Origin of the sequence: Rothia sp. HMSC072B04, from assembly GCF_001813725.1 — a bacterium.
In the GTDB taxonomy this organism is placed as follows: Bacteria; Actinomycetota; Actinomycetes; order Actinomycetales; family Micrococcaceae; genus Rothia; species Rothia mucilaginosa.
Genome location: NZ_KV813813.1, coordinates 14,815 through 38,763 on the forward strand (window position 1 = coordinate 14,815; position 23,949 = coordinate 38,763).

Below are 23,949 nucleotides of genomic sequence, written 5' to 3' on the forward strand. Positions count from 1 at the left end.
CTTGGGTTACTTGGTGGAGTTGACGGCTGCGTCTGCGTCCAGCGGTGCCAGGCCGGAGGCGGTCAGCACGGCGCGCAGCGGGGCGGCGGACTTGTTGACGGTTTCGAGGGTTTCGGAGTCCGGGTTGGAGTCCATGACGAGGCCTGCACCTGCCTGTACGTAGGCGGTGCCTTCCTTGAGGACGGCGGTGCGGATGGCGATTGCCATGTCCATGTTGCCGGCGAAGTCGAAGTAGCCGCATACGCCGCCGTAGACGCCGCGGCGGGTGGGTTCGTATTCGTCGATGAGCTGCATGGCGCGCGGCTTGGGGGCACCGGAGAGGGTGCCTGCCGGGAAGGCGACGCGCAGCACGTCGTAGGCGCTGAACTGGGGGTCAAGTTCGGCGCTGACGGCGGAGGAAATGTGCATGATGTGGCTGAAACGCTCAATAATCATGAACTGGTCGACGGACACGGTGCCGGGCTTGGCGATGCGCGAGAGGTCGTTGCGTGCCAGGTCGACGAGCATGAGGTGTTCGGAGCGTTCCTTTTCGTCGGCGAGCAGTTCCTCGGCGAGTGCGAGATCCTCTTCGCGGGTTGCGCCGCGCGGGCGGGAACCGGCGATGGGGTGGGTGCTGGCGATGCCGTCCTTGAGGGTGACGAGCGCCTCCGGGGAGGAGCCGACGATGTGGAAGGGGGTGCCGTTGCTGTCTTCGAAGTTGAAGAGGTACATGTACGGCGAGGGGTTGGATTGGCGCAGTACACGGTACACGTCGAGTGCCTTGGCGTTGGTTTCGGCTTCGAATCGGCGTGAGAGCACGATCTGGAAGACGTCGCCGTCGATGATGTTCTTCTTGGAGCGGTCGATGGCGTCCTTGAAGCCCTGTTCGCTCCAGGTGAGGGTGACGTCTTCGCGGACCTTACGGTCGACGTCTGCCACGCCGGAGAGAGTGGAGGTGGTTGCGGTGGCGCCGCGCTGCAGGCGGCGGAGCATGCTGTGCAGGCGCGCGACAGCATCCTGGTAGGCGCCGTCAACGTTTTCGCTGGTGCCGTTGAAGTTGATGGCGTTGGCGACGAGTAGGACGGTGCCGTCCTTGTTGTCGTGGATTGCCATGTCGGAGACCATGTTGAGCGCGAATTCGGGCAGGTTCACGTCGTCGGCGGGCGGGAAGGGCAGGTGCTCCCAGTGGCGTACGACGTCCCAGCCGAGGTAGCCGACCAGGCCGGAGGTGAGCGGCGGCAGGGTCGGGTCGGGTTCGGTGTAGAGCATCTGCAGGGTCTTGGCGATGGCTTCTACGGGGTCGCCGTCGACGGGTGCGCCGGCGGGGGTGCGGCCCTGCCAGTGGACTGCGCCGTCAACGGTGGTGAGGGTGGAGCGGGAGGACGCGCCGATGAAGGAGTAGCGGTCCCAGGCTGCGGATTCGCCTTCTGCGGAGATTTTGGCGGATTCGAGCAGGAAGGTGCCGTGGGCTGCGTCGACGGGTTCGCCCTGGTCGTTTTGGAGTACGAGGGATCGGTAGATGCCGATGGGGGTGAGTGAGTCGGCGAGGATTTTGATGTGTACGGGAATGACGCGGGTGCCGGCTGCGCGGGCGCGGAATTCTTCGAGGCTGGGGGTGATGGTGCCCAAATCCTGCATTGCTGTACTCCTTGGTGTTGGGTTGGGAGCGCATCGGTGCGCTGTGTCCCTTAGCTACCGCGCGGGGTTTTTACCGGTATATGGGGTTTTACCGGTGCATGGGTTTTTACCGGTATATGGGGGTACCGGGACATATGTGCCGGTGTGTATCTCTCTGGCGCATACTTGCCAGATCCATAGACGCCCGATAATGCCTGATAAATCCCGGTAAGCCCGGTGCGCGCGTTGTTTCAGTTTAACCGGTGCTGCGGCCCAGTTCCACGGTGAAGATTCAATAGTTCTCTTCGTGAAACTGAGCCGCGTACCGTTCAGCCGTGTTAGTTGCTGAACTGCTTGAGGGTTGCCGCGGTCTGCAGTGCCGCTGCGGTCGCCTCGTAGCCCTTGTCTTCGTTGGAGCCTTCCAGGCCTGCACGGTCGAGTGCCTGCTGCTCGTTGTCGCAGGTGAGCACGCCGAAGCCGATGGGGCGGCCGGTCAGCACGGACACGTCGGTCAGGCCGTTGGTTGCGCCCTGGCAGACGTAGTCGAAGTGGGGGGTGCCGCCGCGGATGACCACGCCGAGCGCGACGATTGCGTCGAACTTCTCAGCGAGGCGGGTTGCAGCGACGGGCAGCTCGAAGGTGCCGGGAACGCGCACGAGGGTCGGCTCGATGCCTGCGTCGCGTGCTGCACGCTGCGCGCCGTCGATGAGGCCATCCATGACCTGGGTGTGCCAGCTTGCCGCTACGATTGCGAGCTTGAAGCCCTTGTAGTCTTCGGGGTTGAGGGTGGTGTCTGCTGCGCCTACGCCGCTCATTGTGTTCTCCTTGTGGGTTTTTGGTTTTTGAAAAATTAGGGGTTTGCAGGGGTGCCGCTACGCGCTTTTGAGCACGTGGCGCATGCGCTCACGCTTGGTCTGCAGGTAGTGTGCGTTCTCGACTCGGGCGGGAATTTCGTCCGGGATGAGTTCGGTGACCTGCAGGCCGAGGCTTTCGAGCGCCTCCTGCTTGGCGGGGTTGTTGGTCACGAGCCTCAGCTCGTTCACGCTCAGTTCCTGCAGGATCAGTGCCGCCTGCGAGTAGTCGCGCATGTCGCCGTCCAGGCCGAGCGCCAGGTTCGCGTCGAGCGTGTCGAGTCCGGCATCCTGCAGCGCGTAGGCGCGGAGCTTGTTGACCAGGCCGATGCCGCGTCCTTCGTGGTTGCGCACGTAGATGAGGTACCCGCCGGTGTGGCCAATGATGCGCAGGCCGTTCTCCAGCTGGGGGCCGCAATCGCATCGGAAGGAACCGAAAATATCGCCGGTGGCGCATTCGGAGTGGATGCGTACCGCGGGCACTCCCCCGTCCTCGGCGGGGACGGGGGTGCCGTCACGGTCGAGGGCGCGGGCGCTGATGTGCTCGGCGCCGTCTGCGAATCGCCAGGCGCGCAGGCCGAACACACCCTGCGGGGTGGGTACGGCGACCTCTTCGGTGCTTTCAACCAGCAGCGGGCTGGGGTTGGGCACCATGTCGAGGGGGCTGACTCGGTAGCCTTCAGCGAGCTGGGAGGCGATGCGCAGGGATTCGGCACTGAGCTCTTCAGCCTGCGCCTCAACCGGCTCGACCGGGGTGCCCGGCTCTGCCAAGGTGACAGCCGCGGGGGTGCTCAGCTCTGCGGGAGTGCCCGGCGTTGCCTGGGTGTTAGGGGTTTCGCTCATGCGTTCTCCTACGCCTTAGCTACGTACTTGATGAGGTCTTCGATAGAGATCATGGGCAGGTTGTGCTCGGTGGCGAAGGCGCGCAGTGCGTCGAAACGCATCATGGAGCCGTCGTCGTGCACGACCTCGGCGATAACGCCCACGCCGGACAGGCCCGCCGCGAGGGAGAGTTCCACTGCGGCTTCGGTGTGGCCGGGGCGTTCCGCCACGCCGCCGTCAACGGCGCGCAGCGGGAAGATGTGGCCGGGGCGGGTAATGTCCGCCGGGGTCGAGGCTGCATCCGCGAGGATCTGCACGGTGCGGGCGCGGTCCGCCGCGGAGATACCGGTGCTCACGCCGGATGCCGCATCGCAGGAGACGGTGTATGCGGTGCCCTTGGGGTCTTCGTTGTTGGTGACCATGGGCGGCAGGTTCATCTCGTCGGCACGCTTGTTGCTCAGGGGTGCGCAGACCACGCCGGAGGTGTAGCGGATCATGAAGCCCATCAGCTCGGGGGTTGCGTGCTCGGCGGCGAAGATGATGTCGCCTTCGTTTTCGCGGTCTTCATCGTCAACGACGACTACGGCGCGACCTGCGGCGATAGCGTCCACTGCGGTCTGCACGCTGTCGAGGACGCTTGCGGCGTCGGCGCGACGCGGCGCAACCTGCTCAGAGGAAGAAGCCTGGGGCACGCCTGCGAACGCGGTCAGACGCTGCACGTACTTAGCGAGCGCATCGGTCTCAAGGTTCACGCTGTCGCCAACCTTGAGGGCGCCGAGGTTGGTTGCCTTCAGGGTTTCGGGGATCAGGCCGACCTCGAACCATGCGGGGGTTTCGCCGGGTGCAGATACCGCGGTGACGGTCAGGGACACGCCAGAAACAGCGATGGAGCCCTTCTCAGCGAGCAGGGGTGCCAGTTCGGTGGGCAGGTTGAAACGCAGGGTGCTCCACGCCTCGTGCGCGGTGACGGATGCGAGGGTACCGACCGCATCCACGTGGCCCTGCACGACGTGACCGTCGAGGCGGCCACCGGCGGGCAGGCAGCGCTCCAGGTTGACGGTGTCGCCGGGGTTCAGGTTGCCGAGGTTGGTGCGGCGCAGAGTCTCACCCATAGCGTAGGCGCGGAACTGGCCGGGCTGCAGCTGGTCGAGGTCGATAGCGGTGAGGCATACACCGTTGACGGCGAGGGATCCGCCGTGTTCGAGGTCGGCGACGATGTCTCCGGCGTTGAGGGTCAGGTAGGCTGCGTCGCTACCTTCGATGGGGGTGATGGATTCTACGGTGCCGAGGGCGCCAATGATTCCGGTAAACATGTGTGCTTTCCTTTTCTCGCCGTGTCCGCCGGGGCGTCGTCGTTGAGGGCGACGGGCGGCGATGGTTTGTTCGTCGGTATAACTATACGTATTTTTCGAATATTCCCCGTGACGGGGAGCTTTTGTGCCAGCATGCGAACCAGCCGGCATGAATTAGTCGGGCACAGGCGGGGGTCCTTGAGGTACTACTCCCCCGCCCGTGCTCAGCCCAAGGGAGACTAGCCCAAGCGGAAGCTAGTCCAGCCTCGGTTCGGGCGCGTGGCAGGCGTCCAGCTTCGGCAGGGTACGCCGCTCACCCGGTTCCTGCGCCGTTCCGCGAGGTGCCGGCACCAGATGCGTTGCGGTGTCATTGCCAAGCACGCGCACCGCCGGGAACATGCCCAGATCGTCCAGTTGCAGGCGCGGCGCCTGCGCGAGGGTGTCCACGAGCAGACGGTACACGGCGCTCTTGCCCTGCCCCATGATCATGGGGGCGCGGTACCAGACCATCTCGTCGATGAGGTCTTCACCGGCGAAGAGGCCGACCATGCCGGGTCCGCCCTCAATCATGAGGTGCCGCACCCCGCGGGCGTACAGTTCGTCGAGCAGTTCACGCGGGTCGTGGGTGAAGACCTGCAGGAAGTTCTGCGGGTCCGCCTCCACACCTTCGGGCGGGTTGAGGCCGCGCACGCGGTAGTTCTCGGTAATCTCGGTTTTACCCATGACCACGCGCAACGGCTGCTTCTCGAAGCGTTCCCCGTTGGCGTCGCGCGCATCCAGGGTCGGGTCGTCCATGAGGGTGGTTCGGGTGCCGATCATGACGGCGTCGGCGCGGTGACGAATCAGGTGCCCGTCAATGCGTGCGGCGGGGCCGGTAATCCACTTGCTCGTGCCGTCAGCAGCCGCGATGAACCCGTCCAGGGTGGACGCGCTCTTTGCGGTAATGAAGGGGCGGCGTTCGGCGGCGGCAATGAACCAGCGCTCGTTCAGCAGGTAGGATGCGTCCGCGAACTCCTCCATGGCGTGCACGGTGACGCCCTGCGAGCGCAGGTAGGCGGCGCCTCCAGCTGCGTTTTCGGTGTCGTCGCTGTAGGCGTAGTAGAGTTCGCTGATGCCCGCCTCGGCGACGGCGTGTGAGCAGGGGCCGGTGCGTCCGGTGTGGTTGCAGGGCTCGAGGCTCACGTACATGCGGGCGCCGGTGAGGTCGGTTCCCGCGGCTCGGGCGGCGGCGAGGGCGTCGGCTTCGGCGTGCGGGGTGCCTGCGCCTCGGTGGTAACCCACGTGCAGCAGGTGCCCGTGCGCGTCAGTGATGACGGCGCCGACGAGGGGGTTCGCGCCGCGGATACCCTGGCGTGCCGCCTGCAGTGCCAGGGTCATGGCCTCTGCGTGGCTGAGCTCCTGCTCGGGGCCGGGCAGCTGGAGGGTGCGTGCGGCGGGCAACCCGGCGAGGTGACCGTACTCCGCGGCGGAGTAGTCTACATCGTTGCGCGGCGAAGATACGCTCGGGGCGACGGTTAGGGGCAGGTGCGCGCTCGCCAGCACCTGCAGCGAGGGGTTCTGCGGCATTTATGCACGGCCCTTCTGCACGTCGGTTACCTCAACGGTCACGTCGGGGAACTGGGTCTGTACCTGGGTCTTCTGCGCCTCCAGGTTGCGGGTGCGCCACCAGACGAAGAAGCCGACCAGGGTGAAGCATCCGTAGAACACGTACATGAGGGAGGTCGCGTAGTAGCCTGCGCTCCACAGCAGCGGCACGCCGACCAGGTCGACGGCAACCCAGATGAGCCAGAATTCAACCCAGCCGCGCGCCATGCCGTAGGTGGCGAGTAGCGAGCCGGTGAAGATCCAGGCGTCGGACCAGACCGGTTCATAGGAGCCGAGGGCACGGAAGATGGGGGTGAGCAGCAGGGTGCCCGCAACCATGGCGACAACCAGGCCTGCGCGTTCGGTGTTGGTAGCCCACTTGGGAATCACTGCGGCACCTTCGGAGGCGTCACCACCGGCGGCGCGGGTTGCACGCCAACGATGCCAGCCCCAGATGGACACGGCAATGAACATGATCTGGCGGCCTGCCTGGCCGAGCATGGTCACGGGGTGCGGGCTGCCGACGAGGGCGCCCAGGAAGACGGTGAGGAGCAGTAGATTGCCGAGAATGCCGACGGGCCACGCCCATACTTTGCGTCGCATGCCGCCGAGCGCCGATGCCAGGCCGAATGCGTTTCCGAGAACTTCGCGCACGAGGAGGGACTGGTCCCCCACGTGAATTTGTGCGTCGAAGAGCCACCGCAAAATGTCCATGTTTCTTTCCTCTCTGAGTTGGACCGTGTGTCGGATGCGCTGTGTGCGCATCTGCGGCGGCTCCGGGGAGAGGAACAGAAAAGGGCGGCTACCGCGGGCATCTTATGGGGCGCCCGGTATCCGTGGTGAGGCGGGAGCGGCGAATCAGCCAACCGTGGATGAAGACCGTGGCTGAAATCAGCGGCTGCGGTCGAGGGGAATAACGTACCGGCACCTACGAAAGGTGCCTTTCCCCTGCTACACAGAAAGCTACTGCTCTCTTAAACAACTGCATTGGGTGCGCGGTGCAAGCTGTCCCAAGGTTTCTCGGGAGGCTCGGCGGAGTGCGCTCCTGCCTTTTTCTGCTCGTGCTACCTTCCATCCAGACTGTACTGTCGGCACCGGATTTTCACCGGTTCGGCCTCTCTTGCGGGCGGGCTTCTCTAGCGGAGTCTTGGCATCCTGCGCGGATGCGAAGATTCGTACGATTTTTGCCTGCCTGCGAGAGCGGTTCGCGGGCTGTGACCGCCGGTTCGGAATTTCACCGACCCCGGAGCACGATGTCGATACTGATTATGCCACAGCGCACGCCGGGGGTTTAATTTGTTTTCTCTGGGATAACTTCCATGACAAGATGACGTTTTATGACTGTACTCTCGGCGCATCTTCAAGACCCTCTCAACAAGCCCTCGCGGCAGCCACTTGCGGGACCGTTTTGGAACCTGATTCTTCAATTTTTCGGGGATGATTTATCACGGTTTCATAACGGTGGAGAGCACCAAACAGACCAAAGAGTTATGAGGACCTTCTGAGGGGTTACCTAGAACACATTGAACACCCATCAATACCTTTATGACAAGGAATTATAACAATAAGGTTAAATTATTGGTTTAAGGTTTACTCCAGGGGTGATTTAAGGTTATTCTTATCTACAGGAGCTCCCATCACCGATAAACCGGTTCCGTTGAGAGCGACATGATTCGGACCATCCGAGCACTCACATCAAACCCTTAAGCTTCTGCCATTTGAAGCTGGAAAACTGGCCCGCGGACTGCATTCCTGAGGATGGTTTTCACGCAACATCTGCGCATACTGGATTGCGCAGTATTGCGGCACACGATGTTGATGTGCTTCACCATCGGGAGGCAACCACACCGAATTGTTTTCTCAACGGAACCGGCGTGGGAGCTCTTCCGAATAAACTTCCGGAAGATCGCATGGCGTGCGCCTTTGTATACCTGTACGAGGGGGCGTTGTGCGTGTCAAACGGTCATAAGCTCCCGTTCTTCTGTCGTCGCCTACCGTGGTGCGCGATGGAGGTTACGGGAACCTTGCGGGATGGTTGATCCCGCGCGCTCTGCATTGTCTTGTGGAGTGTGGTGTGTTTGGGTGGCGTATTCGCAGTGCCGGAGCGAATACGCCACCCGTTTTTAACGTGTAAAACCCTGCCCACCCCAAACTCAGGCGAGCTGCACACGAAACTCAGCCCCAGACCAGCCTCATATACCCCAGACTGAGGCAAGCTAGCCTGAGAAGGAAACCCCGTACCAAGCCACCTATATTTCCCTACCTCAAGGGGATAGGCGACCTAGAGGGCGTGTACCGGACACGCAAAGCGGGGGCTCCGTCCTCAAGGCGCCCCAGCGCCGCAGAGGGGGCACTCCCCCGCGAGCGTGAACCGGTATGCCGCTCTCTCAAACGCAAAGGTCGCCCGCGATAGTTACCTATCACGGGCGACCCTATTTGTTACCAAGCCTATAGGGGCGCAGTCGGGAATGCATAGCGGGGGCTCCGTCCTCGAAGCGCCCCCAGGCGCTGAAGAGGGGGCACTCCCCCGCTAGCATTGTCCGACGTGCCCTTCCTATGAGGCTGTCGAAGAGTTTTAGTCCTCTACTGAGCGGAATGCTACAACCGCGTTGTGGCCGCCGAAACCGAAGGAGTTCGACAGTGCCACAATCTCACCGGCGGGCAGCTCGCGTGCCTCGGTCACCACGTCCAGGTCAATCTGGGGGTCCTTGTTGTCCAGGTTGATGGTGCAGGGTGCGGTGCGGTGGTGCAGTGCCAGTACGGTGAGTACGGCTTCGAGTGCGCCCGCGCCGCCGAGCAGGTGGCCGGTCATGGACTTGGTTGCGGAGACGGCAATGTTCTTGGTGTGCTCGCCGAAGGTTTCGTGCATTGCGGTTGCTTCGGGCAGGTCACCGGCGGGGGTGCTGGGGGCGTGCGCGTTGATGTGCACGACGGTCTTCGGGTCGATGTTGCCGTCTTCGAGGGCTTCGCGCAGTGCGCGGGTTGCGCCGAGTGCTGCAGGGTCCGGTGCGGTGATGTGGTAGGAGTCGGCGGATACGCCGGTGCCTGCCAGTTCCGCGTAGACGCGTGCGCCGCGTGCCTTGGCGTGCTCTTCGGATTCGAGGATGAGCGCTGCTGCGCCTTCACCCATGACGAAGCCGTCGCGGTCGACGTCGTAGGGGCGGGATGCCTTTTCGGGTTCGTCGTTGCGGGAGGAGAGTGCCTGCATCTTGGCGAATGCTGCCATGGGAAGCGGGTGGATTGCCGCTTCGGCACCGCCGACGATGACGACGTCCGCCTTGCCACTGCGGATCATTTCAGCACCGAGCTGCATGGCTTCGGTGGAGGATGCGCATGCGGAGACGACGGTCTGTGCTGCGGCGCGTGCCTTGAGGTTCATGGAGACGGCTGCTGCGTTGCCGTTGGGCATGAGCATGGGAACGGTCATGGGGAGGACGCGGCGGGGGCCCTTTTCACGGAGGGTGTCCCATGCGTCGAGGAGGGTCCACACGCCGCCGATACCGGTGCCGAAGGCTACGCCGGTGCGTTCGGGGTCGACTTCTTCTGCGGATTCGGCGTCGGGGCCGGAGAATCCTGCGTCTTCCCATGCTTCGCGTGCGGCGATGAGGGCGAGCTGGCCCGAGGGATCCAGGCGCTTTGCTTCTACCTTGGTGAGGCGGCCGGATTCGAGGGCGGGCACTGCGAGCTGGCCTGCAATGTATACGGGCAGGTCGTATTCCTTGACCCAGGGGTGGTCGAGGGTGGATACACCAGATACGCCCTTGGTTGCGTTTTCCCAGGTGGTGGGGACGTCGCCGCCAATGGGGGTGGTCGCGCCGAGGCCGGTCACCAGCACTTTTCGAGACATTGTGGCACTTTCTCTTCGGTGGTCGATTTGGTGGTTTATCCGGTGGTGTGTGGATAAAAACCTGTAGGGCCCGGGGGTTACAGTGGGCGTTTTCACGCCGTGGAGAGTGCAGTCATCGCACCCTGCGTGTGCCCGGGGTGTGTTGGATTGAAAGCTGAGTGAATAGCGATGCGGCGCGGGCCGGTGAGAGCCCGCGCCGCCTCGTTATTGGTTATAGCTTAGGCAGCGTTCGCGATGAACTCGACTGCGTCGCCAACGGTCTTGAGGTTCTTGACCTCTTCGTCCGGGATGGTCACCTCGAACTTCTCCTCAGCGTTCACGACGATGGTCATCATCGAGATGGAGTCGATGTCCAGGTCCTCGGTGAAGGACTTGTCCAGCTGAACGTCCTCAACCTCAACGCCGGTCTCTTCGTTAACGATTTCTGCCAGACCTGCGAGGATCTCTTCCTTGTTAGCCATTCAGGGGCTCCTTTGTTTTTTCGATGGTCATCGCACCCGCCGGGTGGGGGTACGCGTGCATTACCGAGTTTATCGTGTCTGCGTGGTGTACGCATGCGTCAACTCGGAGTTTGTGGGGATGCTTTCCCGCTTTATTTTCTTTCTCGCACACCGGCGCTGTACCGGTCGTGAGGAGCGGGGAGCATCGGGCTCCGGGGTTTCCTTAGGGAAGGACGACTACCTGAGCTGCGAATGCCAGGCCGGCACCGAAACCGATCTGCAGGGCGAACTTGCCGGAGAGTTCCGGGTTCTCCTTGAGCAGGCGGTGTGCGGCCAGCGGGACCGATGCGGCGGAGGTGTTACCGGCATCGACGATGTCGCGTGCCACTGCCACCGTGTCGGGAAGCTTGAGGGTCTTGACCATCTGGTCAATGATGCGGGCGTTTGCCTGGTGCGGGATGAGCGCGCCGAGCTCGTCGGGGGTGATGCCGGCGGTTTCGAGTGCCTGCTTGGCGACCTTCGCCATTTCCCATACTGCCCAGCGGAAGACGGAGGGGCCGTCCTGACGCAGGGTGGGCCAAATCTTTTCGCCTTCTTCGACGGGGTTTGCGGCGAAGTCGCGGTTGCGGATGTCCAGCAGGGAGTGGGTCATGCCGACGGTGCCCCATCGGGAGCCGTCCGAACCCCATACGGTCGGGGCGATGCCGGGTTCGTCGGAGACGCCTACGACTGCTGCGCCTGCGCCGTCGCCGAGCAGGAAGGAGATGGTGCGTTCGGTGTTGTCGATGAAGTCGGAGAGCTTCTCAACGCCGATGACCAGCACGTGCTTTGCGGTACCCGCGCGGACGAGGGCGTCTGCCTGGGCGATGCCGTAGCAGAAACCTGCACACGCTGCGGAGATGTCGTATGCGGGGCACTTGGAGCCGATTGCGTCGGCGACCAGGGTTGCCAGGGAGGGGGTTGCGTAGGGGTGCGAGATGGTCGAGATGATGACCGCCTCAATGTCCTCACCGGTTACACCGGACGCTTCGAGGGCGTCCTTGGCGGCGCCGATGGCAAGGTCGGTTACCGACTGGTTTTCGCTGGCGCGGTGGCGGGTTGCGATGCCGGTGCGCTGCTTGATCCACTCGTCGGAGGAGTCGATTGCCTCAACGATGTCGTCGTTGGGGACGATGACCTCGCCGCGGGCTGCGCCGTAACCGAGGATGCGGGAGTAGCGGTTGATTTCGTACTGCTTGAGGGTAGTCACGTATTCAATCCTTAGTGCTGATGCTCGCAAGACACTGTGTGCCTTGCAGGTCTAAAGTGCATGTCTAGTGTGAAGGGTTCCCAGTGCGGGGAGGGCGGGGTGCTCTCCCCCGGCGTTTAACCCTTCAGCGAGGCGAGGTCCTCGGGGGTGTTGATGGAGGTGCCGGGCACGCCGCGCATCGCGCGCTTTGCCAGGCCGACCAGGGTGCCTGCGGGGGCGACCTCGATAATGCCGGCGACCTCACGCTCGAGCAGGGTTGCCATGCACAGGTCCCAGCGGACGGGGCTGGTGACCTGGGAGACGAGGGTCTTGACGAACTCTTCACCGGATGCCACGGCGGAACCGTCGCGGTTGGTCAGCAGTGCGGAGGTCGGGTCGGAGACCTGCAGGGATGCGGCGAACTCTTCCAGGGCGGGCACGGCGGGTGCCATTGCCTCGGTGTGGAATGCGCCAGCAACCTTCAAGGGGATGACGCGAGCGCGTGCGGGCGGGTTCGCGGCGAATGCTTCGATGGCGGGGATGGGGCCTGCGGCTACAATCTGGCCGCCGCCATTGGAGTTTGCTGCGACGAGGCCTGCTGCGTCGATGGCTTCGCGGACGTTTTCTTCAACGCCGCCGAGTACTGCAGCCATGCCGGTCGGGGAGGCGGCTGCCGCCTCCGCCATGCCGTTGGCGCGCACGCGCACGAAACGCATTGCGTCTTCGTCACTGAGTACGCCCGCGAGGGCTGCTGCGGTGATTTCACCGACGGAGTGACCCGCGAAGATGAGCTCTTCACCGTCGAGTTCGCGCAGTGCGAGGCGACCGGTGACGATGCCTGCAGCCACGATGAGGGGCTGGGCGATTGCGGTGTCTTTGATGGTTTCTTCTTCGGCTTCGGTGCCGTAGTGAATCAGGTCGATGCCTGCCGCTTCGGAGAGTCGTTCCAGGTGCTCACGCACACCTTCAATCTCGAGCCAGGGGCTCAGGAAGCCCTTCTTCTGGGAGCCCTGTCCGGGGCAAACGAGTGCGCGCATGCGGTGCGACCTTTCTGGTTTTTAGTACTCGTACGCGGTGCCATTATAGAGACGGAGACCACGGTTAGTCTGTTACCTATGCTACCTTGTTCAGCCGCTTTGTATAAACATCACTGTGCAGAAACTTTGGGCTGCGCTGGGAGCTTAGACAGAGGTTGAACAGTGTATAGCTTAGAACGATTTCCCCCATTCGTACAGTTCAGCCGCACAAGGTTCAAATAGAGAGACATTAAACGGCGGCGCTCAGCGCACTATTTAGAGCACTATTCAAAGCACAGTCCAACACAGCCCAGCACACTCCCCCATATCGGTGCGCTCCCCTTTAGAGGCGCGAACGCCCTATGCCCGCGGATGCGCCCGCGCGTACGTCTCCGCCAGACGCTTCATCGACACGTGCGTGTAAATCTGCGTGGTCGCCAACGACGAATGTCCCAACAGCTCCTGCACCGAACGAATATCGGCGCCACCATCCACCAGGTGAGTCGCCGCCGAATGACGCAAAACGTGCGCACCCGACGCCTGAGTATTCTCCACCGTGCGCAACAGGCGGGTCAGGTCCTCACGAATCTGACGGGCATTCGCACGCCCACCCCGAGGGCCAATAAACAGCGCCGTCACACCCTGCGCGCCCTCCGGAATCCACTGCGGACGACCATAGGACACCCAACGATTCAACGCCTTAAGCGCCGGGGTGCCCAGCGGCACCACGCGCTCCTTATTGCCCTTACCCAGCACGCGTACCGTCTTATTCGCCCGGTCCACACTCTGCAAATCCAGGCCGGTCAGCTCAGAAATACGCATGCCCGAGGCGTACAGAACCTCAACCACAGCTTCCAGACGTAGCAGGCGCGCATCACGAGGATCCTGCGCCCGACGCTCCTGCAGAGTAGTCAGCAGCTGGTTCATCTGCTCACGGCTCAGCACCGGCGGCAGGTGATTCTCCCGCTTGGGGGTGCGCATACCGCGGGTCGGGTTGGCGTGCACCAGCTCCTCCTCCTGAGCCCAGGTGAAGAACGTGCGCAGGGTCGAACCGCGGCGCGCCACCGTAGAACGAGCCGCCTGCCGCAGATGCAACGAACCCAACCACTCACGAATCAGGGACGCATCAATGCTGTCCAGATGGCGCACGCCGCGGCGCGCCATGTAGGCGAAGAAGCCCTCCAAATCGGAGATATACGAGCGGATCGTCTCTTCGGAACGGTGCTTCTCGTAGCGCAGAAAACGCTCAAAACGGTCCAGGACGGGGCGGAACACCTCGCCGGAAACGCCCAGTGCCGATTCGGGCAGAGCAGAGCTCTCTACTTGCTCCGGCGCAAGCGTGCGGGTGTAGGTCACCGGCAGGGTCGTGGAGGGAGCCTCGTCCCGGTACTCTTCCCGGTTCTCACTCCGGTTTTCTGCCTGGTTTTCAGCCCGGTTTTCGGGCTGGCGGGTGGGAGTCATGCGTCCCTCCTTTCTGGTTCCTGGCTCTGCTCTGGCGGCGTTGATGCTTCTCGACGTTGTATTTCTGCCCCCGGCGTATCTGCTGATAGCGCAGCGGCAGGGGTAGGCTCCACGCCAGTACGCGCAAGCCTACCCCAATTGTAGAGAGGTTCCACGCTCTCCACGTGCCGCCCGTCATGACCGACCGCAGTAACCCGCTACTGCCGGGATGTTCACTACGGGCGTTCAGCCGGGGTGCTCAGCGGGGGTCAGCACGGGCGTTCAGCGGGGGCTCTTCTACGCAGCGACAGCCGGGCGGACCTTTCTCCAGCTTGTTCCGCTACTCTCCGCCAGACCACAACGACCCAGGTGGAACAGGTCAGCCATCACGTCGCGAGCGCTCAACCCGAGAGCTGCGGCAATCTCGTCCACGCCGCGGTAGGAGCGCGGGCTCAAATCATCCCAGACCCTACCCTGCCGCTCCGTCAGCTCATCCAGTGCGCTGGAGGATACAGCCCGATCCCACTCGCTCTCGTGCTCGGTGCCCAGCTCGAAACCCGCGACGGCATCGTATTCGAGAATATCCGCGGCCTCGGTGAGTGTTTGCGCTAGTCCATCGCGCAACAGGCGGTTCGTACCCACCGAGTTCGGCGAATTAATCTGCCCCGGAACCGCCCAGAGGGTACGCCCAATCTCCATCGCGTGACGAGCCGTGTTCAGGGCACCGGAACGCCAGCGCGCCTCCACCACAATGGTGTGCCGCGCCAACGCCGCAATCAGGCGGTTACGCTCCAGAAAACGCCAACGCGTGGGGGTGTTGCCCACACTCACCTCGCTCATGATGAGCCCGCGGTCAACAATCATGTTCAACGCGTCCGAGTTCTGCGCCGGGTAGAGCCGGTCCAGCCCACCCGCCATGAAGGCGATGGTCGGCAGGTCGCTACCCTGCTGGGTCAGCGCCGCCCGATGCGCCGCAATATCGATGCCCATCGCACCGCCAGAAATCACCGTGTACCCGCGGCGCGCCAGCTCGGCGGCGAGGTGGGTCGTCGCCTCCGTACCGTAGATGCTCGGGTCGCGCGAACCGACCAACGCAACGCTCGGGGCAGACGCCAAATCCAGCAGGTGCCGCGAATCGCCTCGGCACCACAGCCCGTACGGTCGGTCGGGCCCCAAATCGTTCAGCTGCGGCGGCCACAGCGGATCGGCGGGAGTGACCAGCCACGCCCCGCAGGTTGCCGCCATGTGCGCCTCCGCGTTCAGGGTGCGTTCCATGCGGCGGTTCCAGCGCAGGCGGCGGGTCGCGAGCGCCTTGCCGAACTTATCGCGGCTCATCTGATGCTCACCCGGCGTGTAGTAGCCATTCGCGCTACAGAACAGGGCGGACTCCCCTTCCGCGGGTGCGCCCACCGAGTGCAGAAATTCGCTGAGCTGCGTATCCGGTTCGCCGTGCTCCCACGTGTGCTCATCCGGGATGTGCCCGGTCAGCAGGTAGTGCAGGGTCAGCGGCGCTCCCAGGGTGGTGAGGGATTCGACCACGAGCTCATCGGCGGGTTCGGCGTAGCGCATCAGCTGGGCGGTGCAGCAGCGGATGTACTCGCGGCACGCCGCCTCAACCTGCTCCGCGCTGAGGGCGGGATTGAACAGGGGCACGGGGTCAGAACTGCTGGAGGCTGTGCCCGCCGCAGGTTCGGGGTGCTCACCCTGATGCTCCTGCTGATTCATCTCTTCCAGGCGCATCTCTTCCAAGTACACAGGCTCATCTAAGTACACCGGGTTCAGGCAGGAGGCGAGGAACCCCGGCAACCGCGCCGCGTTATAGGGGCTCGGTGAGGGTTCGTGCCCCAGCGATAGAATATGCGCCACCCTCTCACGCACCAGGGCGTGCGCATCCAGGGTGCGGCCGGGCAGGCGGATCTGCAGTTCCTCCTGCACAAAAACCTCCGCCGCGCTCTCTTCTGGTGTGCGCTCTTCCGGCACATGTTCTTCAGGCACTCGCTCGTCCGGCGCTGTTTCTCTCAGCCCATTGTCTTTCAATTCGGCCTCTTCAGCTCGTTTTCTGAGCTTCTTCTCACTCATGACGTTCTTCTCCTCTCGTGAGTGATTCCTTCTATAAACCGGCACGCTATGTCAGCTGGCCCTATTTCAGCTGGCGCATTATTTCAATTGCCCCTGCTGCCGCAGAAAAAGCGCCACATCCAGGTGCTCCCGACTCGGGTAGGCGGCGCCCTCCAAATCGGCGAGGGTCCAGGCGATACGCAACACCCGGTCGTAGCCGCGAGCCGTCAGCGTTCCGCGATCCACGGCGGCGTTCAGCTCGCCGGTGAGCTTCGCATCCAGACGCAGCGGGCCGCGCAGAATCTTGCCGTTCATCTCCGCATTCGTCTTCAACCCGTACGGCTCCAGGCGCTCACGCTGAGCCTGCCGCGCCGCCATGACGCGCTCACGAATCTGCGCCGAACTCTCGTTCACCTGACCGCCCGCAAGCTCCGTGGACGACACCTTCGGAACCGTCACATTCACGTCAATGCGGTCCACCAGCGGGCCGGACAGCCGCCCAAAATAGGCGCGACGCTCACGCGGGGCACACGTACACTCCGTACCGGTGCCCACGTTCATGCCGCAGGGGCACGGGTTCGCCGCCAGGATCAGCTGAAAACGCGCCGGATAGGTCGCCGACGCGCTCGAACGGTCCAGGGTCACGGTCCCCGACTCCAGGGGCTGACGGAGCGAATCGAGCACCGTGCGTTTGAACTCCGGTGCCTCGTCGAGAAAGAGCACGCCGCGGTGCGCTTTAGACACGCAACCCGGGCGGGGAATACCGCTGCCGCCGCCCAGAATCGCTGGCGCGGAGGCGCTATGATGCGGCGCCTCAAACGGCGGCTGACGCACCAGCTCGCTCAGGTGCTCCCCCGCCGAGCAGAGGGAACGGATCGCGGTCACCTCCATCGCGGCATCGTTGTCGAGGGTCGGCAGGATGCTCGGCAGGCGCTCCGCCAGCATGGTTTTACCCGAACCGGGCGGGCCTGTCAGCAGCATATGGTGGCCACCCGCAGCGGCAATTTCCAGGGCGAAACGACCCTGCGACTGACCGGCAACATCGCTCATATCCGAGGGAATTTCAGCCGGTTTCGCCGCCGGGGCGCTCGCCTCCGTCTGCGGGGCGGGCGGATAGGTCAGCTTCTGGCTCTCAGCGCCGAGCGCGGCAAAAACCTCAGCCAGGCAGCGGAAACCGCTCACCTGCGCGCCGGGAATCAGCGCCGCCTCCTCAGCGTTTTCGGCGGGCACAATCACGCGGTGGTGTCCGGCATCCACGGCGGCTTTGACCGCCGGCAGGATGCCCGGCACGGGGCGTATCGTTCCGTCTAGCCCCAGCTCACCCAGGAAGACGCTATCGCCACTGGGGTGCAGCTTCTTCTCCGCCTGCAGCGCCGCAACCACAATGGCTAGGTCGAACGCCGAGCCTCGTTTGGGCAGGGTCGCGGGGGTCAGGTTCACGGTGAGCCGGTGCTGAGTGAGGGTGATGCCGGTGTTCTTCGCCGCGGAGCGCACACGCTCTTTAGATTCGTTGAGGGCGGTATCGGGCAGTCCCAGCAGCACGAAGCCGGGCAGACCCTGCGAGATGTCAGCCTCGACGTCAACAATGTGCCCGCGCAGGCCAACCAGCGCCACGGAATAGGTGCGTGCGAATCCCATTACGCCACCGCCTTCAGATGCTCGAAGGTGAAGGTTTCGCAGGTTCCGGTCACCGCAATAGCGTCAATGCGAAAGCGCGGAAAATCCAGGTTCTCGCGCAACCTGCACCAGAGAATCGCCAACGAGCGCGTGCGGCGCGCCTTATCGCGGTCAATAGACGCGAACGGGTGCCCAAAGTCTTCGCTGCTGCGGGTCTTGACCTCAACGAAAACCAGTTCGTCCTCGGGGTCAATGGCGATCAGGTCGAGCTCGCCGCGGATCTGTTCGTGTTCCAGCCCGGCGGGCGGTCGCCAATTCCTCTCCAGGATGCGGTAGCCGTTCGCTTCCAGGATGCGGGCGGTCAGCTCCTCGCCCCACCTGCCGACGCTGTGGGCGCGGGGCTGGGTTCGCGGAGGCTGGGTGCTCTGGAGCAGAGGTCTGTTGGGTGCGCTTCGGGTTGCGGCGCGGGCTGTTATTCGGGCTGTTGTCATGGGTCTCTCCCCCGGTAGATAGCGGTAGTGCTTCTACTGTGCCCGCCGCGCGCGTGCCCGAAGGCGGTTAACGAAAAACTGTGGATAACCTCGGCTCCCAGAAGGAATTAGAGGTTATCCACAGCCGTTTATTTGAAATTTTGGGGCGTATTTTTCAAAAATGCCGCTCGGGTGCCGATTCGACGCGTCATATTCGCGCGGCTTCATCACACAGTTTCATAACGCAGCTTCATCGCGCGGTTTCAACACCCAGCTCTGCCGCCCAGCAGCTCGGCAGCCCCGTGCTTACCCCCGGCAAGGCGGTAAATCAGGCGTGAGCTAGGCGTTAAAGTCAGGCATTTCCGGCACGGTGAACTCCTGGTTGGGCAGGCGCTCCTCCACGTTCACGTCACGCACCGAGTAGGCGTGCACCTTCTTCACAAAGCGGTTGGAGCGGAATACATCCCACACCCACACGTCGCTCATGCTCACCTCAAAGTAGAGGGTGCCGTCCTGCACGTGCGGGGTGACGTCCACCTGGTTTGCCAGGTAGAAGCGTCGGTCGGTTTCTACCGCGTAGCTAAAGAGCGACATGACGTCTTTGTATTCGCGGTAGAGCGCCATTTGGACGTCGGTCTCGTAGTTTTCGAGGTCTTCTGCGCTCACTACTCTTCCTTTCCTGGGCTTTTTTAGTACTGATTCAGCGGTGGCACGTTAGGCTTTCGCAGGCTTCCGAGGCGCGGTTTTCAGGAACACCACGCACTCTAGCCGCGCTGTGCCGCAGCCGCCTCAATCTGCTCGACGGTCGCCGGGAGCGACCATGACAGTCGATGCTGCGGGCTGGGGCCCTGCACGCTAATCGCTTCGCGGTGCGCGGCAGATCCGTAGCCCTTGTTCTTTGCCCAGCCGTACCCCGGGTAGCGGATATCCAGCTGAACCATCAGCTCGTCACGTTCCACCTTCGCAACCACCGATGCGGCGGCGATGGAGGCGCACTTGTAGTCGCCCTTAATGACCATGGTCACCGGCATCTGCGCGGGCTCATCTGCACCACCCTCACCTACGCCTTCCCAAGCCTGGGCGAGCAGTGCGTTGTAGTGTGCCTGCGCCGGGTCCGGCGCCAGCGCGCTGAACAGGTCCTCCTGCGGAGGGGTGAACCAGTCGTGCTTACCGTCCAGCAGGGCGGCGTCGGCACGGTATCCGCGGCGCGCCAGCTCGGCGAGCGCACGCTGGGCGGCAAGCCTCAGCGAGAGGGTCATGCCGAGCCGATCAATATCAGCCGGTTCCACGTGCCCGACCGCCACGGCGCACCACTGGCGGATTTCGGGAACCATGGATTCGCGGCGTGCCGGTGAGAGCGCCTTGGAGTCGATCAGCCCGCCCACCTCGAGGGTGGCGTCCGGGGTGAGGATTGCGACGCCCACGGTGACCGGGCCCGCCATGGAGCCGCGGCCTACCTCATCGATTCCGGCAACCGTGCGGGCACCGGAGGCGAAGAGCTGCTGCTCGTACTCAAGGTCTGCAGCTGGCGGGGTTGCTTTGGCGGGCTTAGCTTGAGCGGGTTTCGTTGCGCTCTTCTGGGCGCTCACCATCATTGCCACGCTCGCTTATTCGCTCGGGGTGGAGGACGGTGCAGGAATCGAGGAGAACACCGAGCTCTGATCCTGCAGCAGACCGAAGTGGTTCAGCGGCCAGGCCACCACGAACACGTTACCCTGCACGTCATCCTTGGAGATGAACGCGGTGCCGTCGCTAATGTGGTAGCGGGAGTCGGCGGAGTTGCTGCGGTGGTCGCCCATCACGAAGTACTTGCCGGCGGGCACGGTCACCTTGAAGGGCATCTCCGAGGGCGGGTTGCCGGGGTACAGGTACGGTTCGGTAATCTCTACGCCGTTGACCTTGATTTTACCGTTGCCGTCGCTTTCGACCACGTCACCGGGAGTACCGATAACGCGCTTGACCAGGAAGTTCGAGGAAGTATCCGGCAGAATACCCGCGAAGGACAGGGCGTCCTTGAGCGGGCTGCTGGTCTTCTGGGTGGAAGGAATCCAGCCCTGAGAGTCCTTGAAGACGATGACGTCGCCGCGCTTAGGCTCGCTAAAGTAAGAGCCCGCCACGTTAATGAACACGCGGTCGTTGACCTGCAGGGTCTGCTCCATGGAGCCGGAAGGAATGTAGAAGCCGCGCAGCAGGAAGGTCTTGACCAGGAATGCGATGACCAGCGCGTACAGGATGACGGTGCCGCCTTCGCGTGCCTGCACCCAGAGCCATTCGCCGAGGCGGCCTTCTTCCTGCGCCTGGGAGTAGGTCAGCTCTGCCTGTTCGGCGCGCTTTGCCTTGCGGCGTTCCTTGGGGGTCATTTCGGAGAAGTCCTTGGTGGTTTCCACGTCTGCGGCACTCTCCTCATCTGCGATAGTCTCCTCGTTTGCGGTTTCTTCGCGCTTAGTGTTCTTTGCGGCGGAAGAAGTCGCGACGGCGGCATCTGCGGAGGCGGCGCTCGCCTCGGCGCTAGCTACCACCTCGTGATCACGCTCAGATGCACCCTTGGTATCGCTTTCGGTCGCCTCAGTAGCGCCCGCGGATGCCACCCAGGGGGCCGCCTTCTCTGTGCCCGCATTCTCTGCGGCACTCTGCTCGGCAGCAGCCTTCTCAGCTGCTGCCTTTTCGGCGGCGAGGCGCGCGAAGTATTCTTCCATTTCCCGGCGCTCGCGGCGGCTTTGAGGCTGGTATCCCTCAGGGAAGGGGCTGGTGTTCGCAGTGTTCTTGTCGTCTGCCATGCTGGAGTGAGCCTTTCGTTTGAGAGATACCTAGCTCGAGTGAAACGGTACCTAGCTATTGTATCGAGAGTGTTTGCGCTCTTGGGCTTTTATTTTCTGAGAGCGGCAAGGTTCTCAGAAAACGAGGTCTCAGAATATGCAAAAACCGCTCCTCTCCCGCGGAATGCGGTTGGGGAGCGGTTTGCAACAGAATTCTGTATCTATAAAGATTAGAACTCGCGCTTCTCGCGGATACGAGCAGCCTTACCGTGGCGGTCGCGCATGTAGTACAGCTTTGCACGACGGACGTCACCGCGGGTCACAACCTCGATCTTCTCGATGGAGGGAGAGTGAACGGGGAAGGTACGCTCAACACCAACACCGAAGGAAACCTTGCGGACGGTGAAGGTCTCGCGAACGCCTGCACCCTGGCGGCCAACGACGAAGCCCTTGAAGACCTGGATACGGTGGTTCTTACCTTCAACGATCTTAACGTGAACGTTCAGGGTGTCACCGGGGCCGAATGCGGGGATGTCGTCACGGAGGGACTTCTTGTCGAGGAAGTCAAGAGTCTGCATAGTTGTAGATCTCCAGAGCCATCTGCCGCAGGTCAAATAGACTCAGATTGCTCTGCCCCGCTGCGGGACAGAAAACTTCATGCTTCGGACAGGATTGGTGCCCGAAGGTTGACATCGTTGGTCGCTCTTCCCCCTGCGGCAGGGGCGTGCCCGATGTCAACACAATGCTCCATTATCCCAATGCACCCGCGTTTATGCAAGCATCCGGGGAGCACTTTTAGAAGGGGGGTTCGTCACTCTGCGCTCCCCCGCCCTGGGATGCGCCGTTCTGGGATGCACCGCTCTGCGCCGGAGCACCCGGAGCGGCCACACCCGACGCCTCCGCGTTCTGCTGGGGTGCGTGCGGCGGGGCATACTGCTGCGTGTACTGCGACATACCCAGCTGAGGTGCGCCCTGCTGAGGCGCGCCCTGCATGGATCCCTCGTTGACCGTGCGCTTCTCCACGGTGCGGGCGAAGGTGCTCGTACCGTAGTTCAGGTCGTGACCGATACCGAGGGCATCCACCTCTACGGTAGTGCCCTGCGTGCCGTCTTCGCGGTTCCAGCGGCTAATGCGCTGGCGGCCACTCACGACCAGCGGTTGCCCCTTCTCAATGGAGGTGGCGATGTTCTGGGCGAGACGGCGGTAGGCTTTCACGGTGTACCAGTTGGTGGTGCCTTCTTTCCAGGTGCCAGTGGCGTCCTGCCAGCGCGGGGTGCTGGCGAGGCGAAAGTTCACGACGGGCACCCCGTTGGGCAGGGTGCTCAGTGCCGGGTCGGAGGCGGTGAATCCGCGGATCAGGATGGTGTCACTCATGGTTTCTCCTTAGAACTAGTGAGTGGGTTCCTTCACCTTGCCAGCGCTGAGCCGACCCTGCACCCGGCGGTTACCGCTTCTGTGGATAACCTCGCGTTTTGCGGTTTTGGGTGCCGCCTGTGGATAGAGTTTTTGAACTTTTCGCCTCGTTTTTTCAAAATTTGCTCGCGGTAGCACGCTCCCCGCAGAAATATGACGGCCGCTCCCCCACGGCTAAGACCCCCATCCCCCCTCACCAATACCTCCGCAACCCCTACCCCACCCGGCATGGTGACAGGTATCTCAGCGTCGGGGCGACTATTTTTACCCTCAAGTTCACTATTTCAGCCCCGCGCCCTCTATCCTTGATGATGCGGTGCACTCAGCCGCATCCCGTCTACCCGCCTTGGAGAATCCGTGAGCAAAAAGCCCGCGAACAACAACCTGCCTTCTTTACAGGAACTTCAGCAGCTACAGCGCAACCTGCCCAAGCTGCCCGACTCGATGGACCCGCAGAAGAAGCGCCTCATTTACGGTCTGCTCGCTGTGCTTGCCGTGATCGTGCTGATTATTGGCCTGGTCTATGTGAGCAAAAACGGTGTGGACGGCCTGCTCGGTTCGGATGCGACGACCTCCGCCACCGACGAGGAAGAAACCACCGTTGCCACGGAAACCCTCGCTGAGGTCAAGAACCCGTACAAGGCAGTTGACCCCGCGACCGCGCTCGCACCGGATCTGGCGACCGCGAAGAGCGAGCTGGCATCCCTGCAGGTGAAGGAACGCGCGTCGAAGGCTGGCTACTCTCGTGAACAGTTCGGCCCCGCCTGGGATGACGTTGACGGTAACAAGTGCAACACTCGCGACGACATTCTGCGCCGCGACCTGACCAATCTTCGTTTCAAGGTCAGGACCCACGCATGCACCGTAATTAGCGGCACGCTGGATGACCCGTACACCGGCAAGACCATCGAGTTCAAGCGCGGCAAGAAGACCTCCTCGGCCGTGCAGATTGACCACGTGGTGGCTCTTTCGAACGCATGGCAGACCGGCGCGCAGGATCTGACCGCAGAGCAGCGCCGCCAGCTGGCGAACGACCCGGAGAACCTGCTCGCCGCGGACGGTCCGGCGAACCAGCAGAAGTCCGATGCGGACGCCTCCGAGTGGTTGCCGAGCAACACCGCCTACCGCTGCACCTACGTGGCACGCCAGGTGCACGTGAAGGCGAAGTACAAGCTGTGGGTTACCGCGGACGAGAAGAAGGTCATGGAGCGTACCCTTAACTCCTGCAAGGACACCAACCCGGCTAAGAAGTAATCCCAGCCAAGAAATAGCCTCCCGGCACCTCGCGGCACACCAACGCAAAAAGCATAAAGAAAACCGCCTCGCACCCTGAGTTTTGGGTGCGAGGCGGCTTTCTTATGTGGCGCCCCAGGAGGGAATCGAACCCCCGACCAAGAGATTAGAAGGCTCCTGCTCTATCCTCTGAGCTACTGAGGCCTTCCTCTAGGGTACATGAGAATTTATGCTTCTCATGCACCGCGCCTCTCACGCGGGGGCTGTTCCGTTGGGCAGCTCATCC

At 63.0% G+C, this 23,949-nt stretch carries 21 protein-coding genes, 1 tRNA gene and 1 riboswitch; of the genes, 2 read left to right on the forward strand and 20 right to left on the reverse strand.

Translation table 11 applies throughout. The features are described 5' to 3' along the window. Nucleotides 1–6: 6 nt before the first annotated feature. From HMPREF2928_RS07935 to HMPREF2928_RS08000, 14 genes are all read right to left on the reverse strand, one after another. On the reverse strand, nt 7–1,617 hold the full coding sequence (locus HMPREF2928_RS07935) for an anthranilate synthase component I (protein ID WP_070688142.1): 1,611 nt from the start codon (nt 1,615–1,617) through the stop codon (nt 7–9). 317 nt (nt 1,618–1,934) lie between these two features. Continuing rightward, nucleotides 1,935–2,411, reverse strand: coding sequence for a 6,7-dimethyl-8-ribityllumazine synthase (gene ribH / locus HMPREF2928_RS07940; RefSeq protein ID WP_005506244.1), 477 nt, complete (start codon nt 2,409–2,411; stop codon nt 1,935–1,937). Nucleotides 2,412–2,468: 57 nt separating this feature from the next. Beyond that, complete coding sequence (locus tag HMPREF2928_RS07945; RefSeq protein ID WP_070688144.1) at nt 2,469–3,290, reverse strand: GTP cyclohydrolase II; 822 nt, start codon at nt 3,288–3,290, stop codon at nt 2,469–2,471. Nucleotides 3,291–3,298: 8 nt separating this feature from the next. Beyond that, entirely contained in the window at nt 3,299–4,582 is a 1,284-nt protein-coding gene (gene ribB, locus HMPREF2928_RS07950; protein ID WP_070688146.1) for a 3,4-dihydroxy-2-butanone-4-phosphate synthase, read from the reverse strand. Nucleotides 4,583–4,816: 234 nt separating this feature from the next. Next, complete coding sequence (gene ribD, locus HMPREF2928_RS07955) at nt 4,817–6,127, reverse strand: bifunctional diaminohydroxyphosphoribosylaminopyrimidine deaminase/5-amino-6-(5-phosphoribosylamino)uracil reductase RibD (protein ID WP_070688147.1); 1,311 nt, start codon at nt 6,125–6,127, stop codon at nt 4,817–4,819. After that, nucleotides 6,128–6,859, reverse strand: coding sequence for a nicotinamide riboside transporter PnuC (pnuC, locus tag HMPREF2928_RS07960; protein WP_005506248.1), 732 nt, complete (start codon nt 6,857–6,859; stop codon nt 6,128–6,130). Between the two features lie 343 nt (nt 6,860–7,202). Continuing rightward, a riboswitch (FMN riboswitch) is annotated at nt 7,203–7,401 on the reverse strand. A 1,319-nt stretch (nt 7,402–8,720) separates the two neighbouring features. Next, on the reverse strand, nt 8,721–9,992 hold the full coding sequence (fabF, locus tag HMPREF2928_RS07965) for a beta-ketoacyl-ACP synthase II (RefSeq protein WP_070688149.1): 1,272 nt from the start codon (nt 9,990–9,992) through the stop codon (nt 8,721–8,723). 218 nt (nt 9,993–10,210) lie between these two features. Further along, on the reverse strand, nt 10,211–10,453 hold the full coding sequence (locus HMPREF2928_RS07970) for an acyl carrier protein (protein ID WP_005507475.1): 243 nt from the start codon (nt 10,451–10,453) through the stop codon (nt 10,211–10,213). Nucleotides 10,454–10,655: 202 nt separating this feature from the next. Continuing rightward, nucleotides 10,656–11,681, reverse strand: a complete 1,026-nt coding sequence (locus HMPREF2928_RS07975) for a beta-ketoacyl-ACP synthase III (RefSeq protein ID WP_070688151.1) — start codon at nt 11,679–11,681, stop codon at nt 10,656–10,658. Between the two features lie 116 nt (nt 11,682–11,797). Next, the gene (locus HMPREF2928_RS07980) at nt 11,798–12,697 is read right to left on the reverse strand and encodes an ACP S-malonyltransferase (RefSeq protein ID WP_005507477.1); all 900 of its coding nucleotides are present in this window, start codon (nt 12,695–12,697) and stop codon (nt 11,798–11,800) included. Nucleotides 12,698–13,036: 339 nt separating this feature from the next. Continuing rightward, nucleotides 13,037–14,137, reverse strand: coding sequence for a tyrosine recombinase XerC (locus HMPREF2928_RS07985; RefSeq protein WP_070688152.1), 1,101 nt, complete (start codon nt 14,135–14,137; stop codon nt 13,037–13,039). 276 nt (nt 14,138–14,413) lie between these two features. Beyond that, on the reverse strand, nt 14,414–16,111 hold the full coding sequence (dprA, locus tag HMPREF2928_RS07990; RefSeq protein WP_246823588.1) for a DNA-processing protein DprA: 1,698 nt from the start codon (nt 16,109–16,111) through the stop codon (nt 14,414–14,416). A 162-nt stretch (nt 16,112–16,273) separates the two neighbouring features. Next, nucleotides 16,274–17,812, reverse strand: coding sequence for a YifB family Mg chelatase-like AAA ATPase (locus HMPREF2928_RS07995; protein WP_070688156.1), 1,539 nt, complete (start codon nt 17,810–17,812; stop codon nt 16,274–16,276). After that, nucleotides 17,812–18,282: a YraN family protein gene (locus HMPREF2928_RS08000; protein ID WP_049327093.1), complete on the reverse strand. Its 471-nt coding sequence runs from the start codon at nt 18,280–18,282 to the stop codon at nt 17,812–17,814. The genes HMPREF2928_RS07995 and HMPREF2928_RS08000 overlap by 1 nt, the downstream gene beginning before the upstream one ends. Before the next feature lie 80 nt (nt 18,283–18,362). Between HMPREF2928_RS08000 and HMPREF2928_RS09115 the strand changes: the two genes are divergently transcribed. After that, a complete protein-coding gene (locus tag HMPREF2928_RS09115) occupies nt 18,363–18,599 on the forward strand; it encodes a hypothetical protein (protein ID WP_141754967.1) in 237 nt (78 codons plus the stop codon). A 1-nt stretch (nt 18,600) separates the two neighbouring features. Here HMPREF2928_RS09115 and HMPREF2928_RS08005 read toward each other — a convergent pair whose 3' ends face one another. The 5 genes from HMPREF2928_RS08005 to HMPREF2928_RS08025 all read right to left on the reverse strand — a co-directional run bounded on the left by HMPREF2928_RS08005 (nt 18,601) and on the right by HMPREF2928_RS08025 (nt 22,391). Further along, nucleotides 18,601–18,927, reverse strand: coding sequence for a DUF2469 domain-containing protein (locus tag HMPREF2928_RS08005; RefSeq protein WP_070688158.1), 327 nt, complete (start codon nt 18,925–18,927; stop codon nt 18,601–18,603). Nucleotides 18,928–19,025: 98 nt separating this feature from the next. Continuing rightward, on the reverse strand, nt 19,026–19,862 hold the full coding sequence (locus HMPREF2928_RS08010; protein ID WP_070688160.1) for a ribonuclease HII: 837 nt from the start codon (nt 19,860–19,862) through the stop codon (nt 19,026–19,028). Between the two features lie 6 nt (nt 19,863–19,868). Beyond that, the gene (gene lepB / locus HMPREF2928_RS08015; RefSeq protein ID WP_070688162.1) at nt 19,869–21,038 is read right to left on the reverse strand and encodes a signal peptidase I; all 1,170 of its coding nucleotides are present in this window, start codon (nt 21,036–21,038) and stop codon (nt 19,869–19,871) included. Between the two features lie 209 nt (nt 21,039–21,247). Continuing rightward, nucleotides 21,248–21,595, reverse strand: a complete 348-nt coding sequence (rplS, locus tag HMPREF2928_RS08020; protein WP_049337710.1) for a 50S ribosomal protein L19 — start codon at nt 21,593–21,595, stop codon at nt 21,248–21,250. Between the two features lie 217 nt (nt 21,596–21,812). Next, entirely contained in the window at nt 21,813–22,391 is a 579-nt protein-coding gene (locus HMPREF2928_RS08025; RefSeq protein WP_070688165.1) for a single-stranded DNA-binding protein, read from the reverse strand. Between the two features lie 396 nt (nt 22,392–22,787). Here HMPREF2928_RS08025 and HMPREF2928_RS08030 point away from each other — a divergent pair, with 396 nt between their 5' ends. Then, nucleotides 22,788–23,684 (forward strand): HNH endonuclease family protein, encoded by an 897-nt coding sequence (locus tag HMPREF2928_RS08030; RefSeq protein ID WP_070688167.1) that lies wholly within the window; start codon nt 22,788–22,790, stop codon nt 23,682–23,684. A gap of 107 nt (nt 23,685–23,791) precedes the next feature. Here HMPREF2928_RS08030 and HMPREF2928_RS08035 read toward each other — a convergent pair. After that, nucleotides 23,792–23,867: transfer RNA gene (locus HMPREF2928_RS08035), tRNA-Arg, on the reverse strand. Nucleotides 23,868–23,949: the final 82 nt, after the last annotated feature.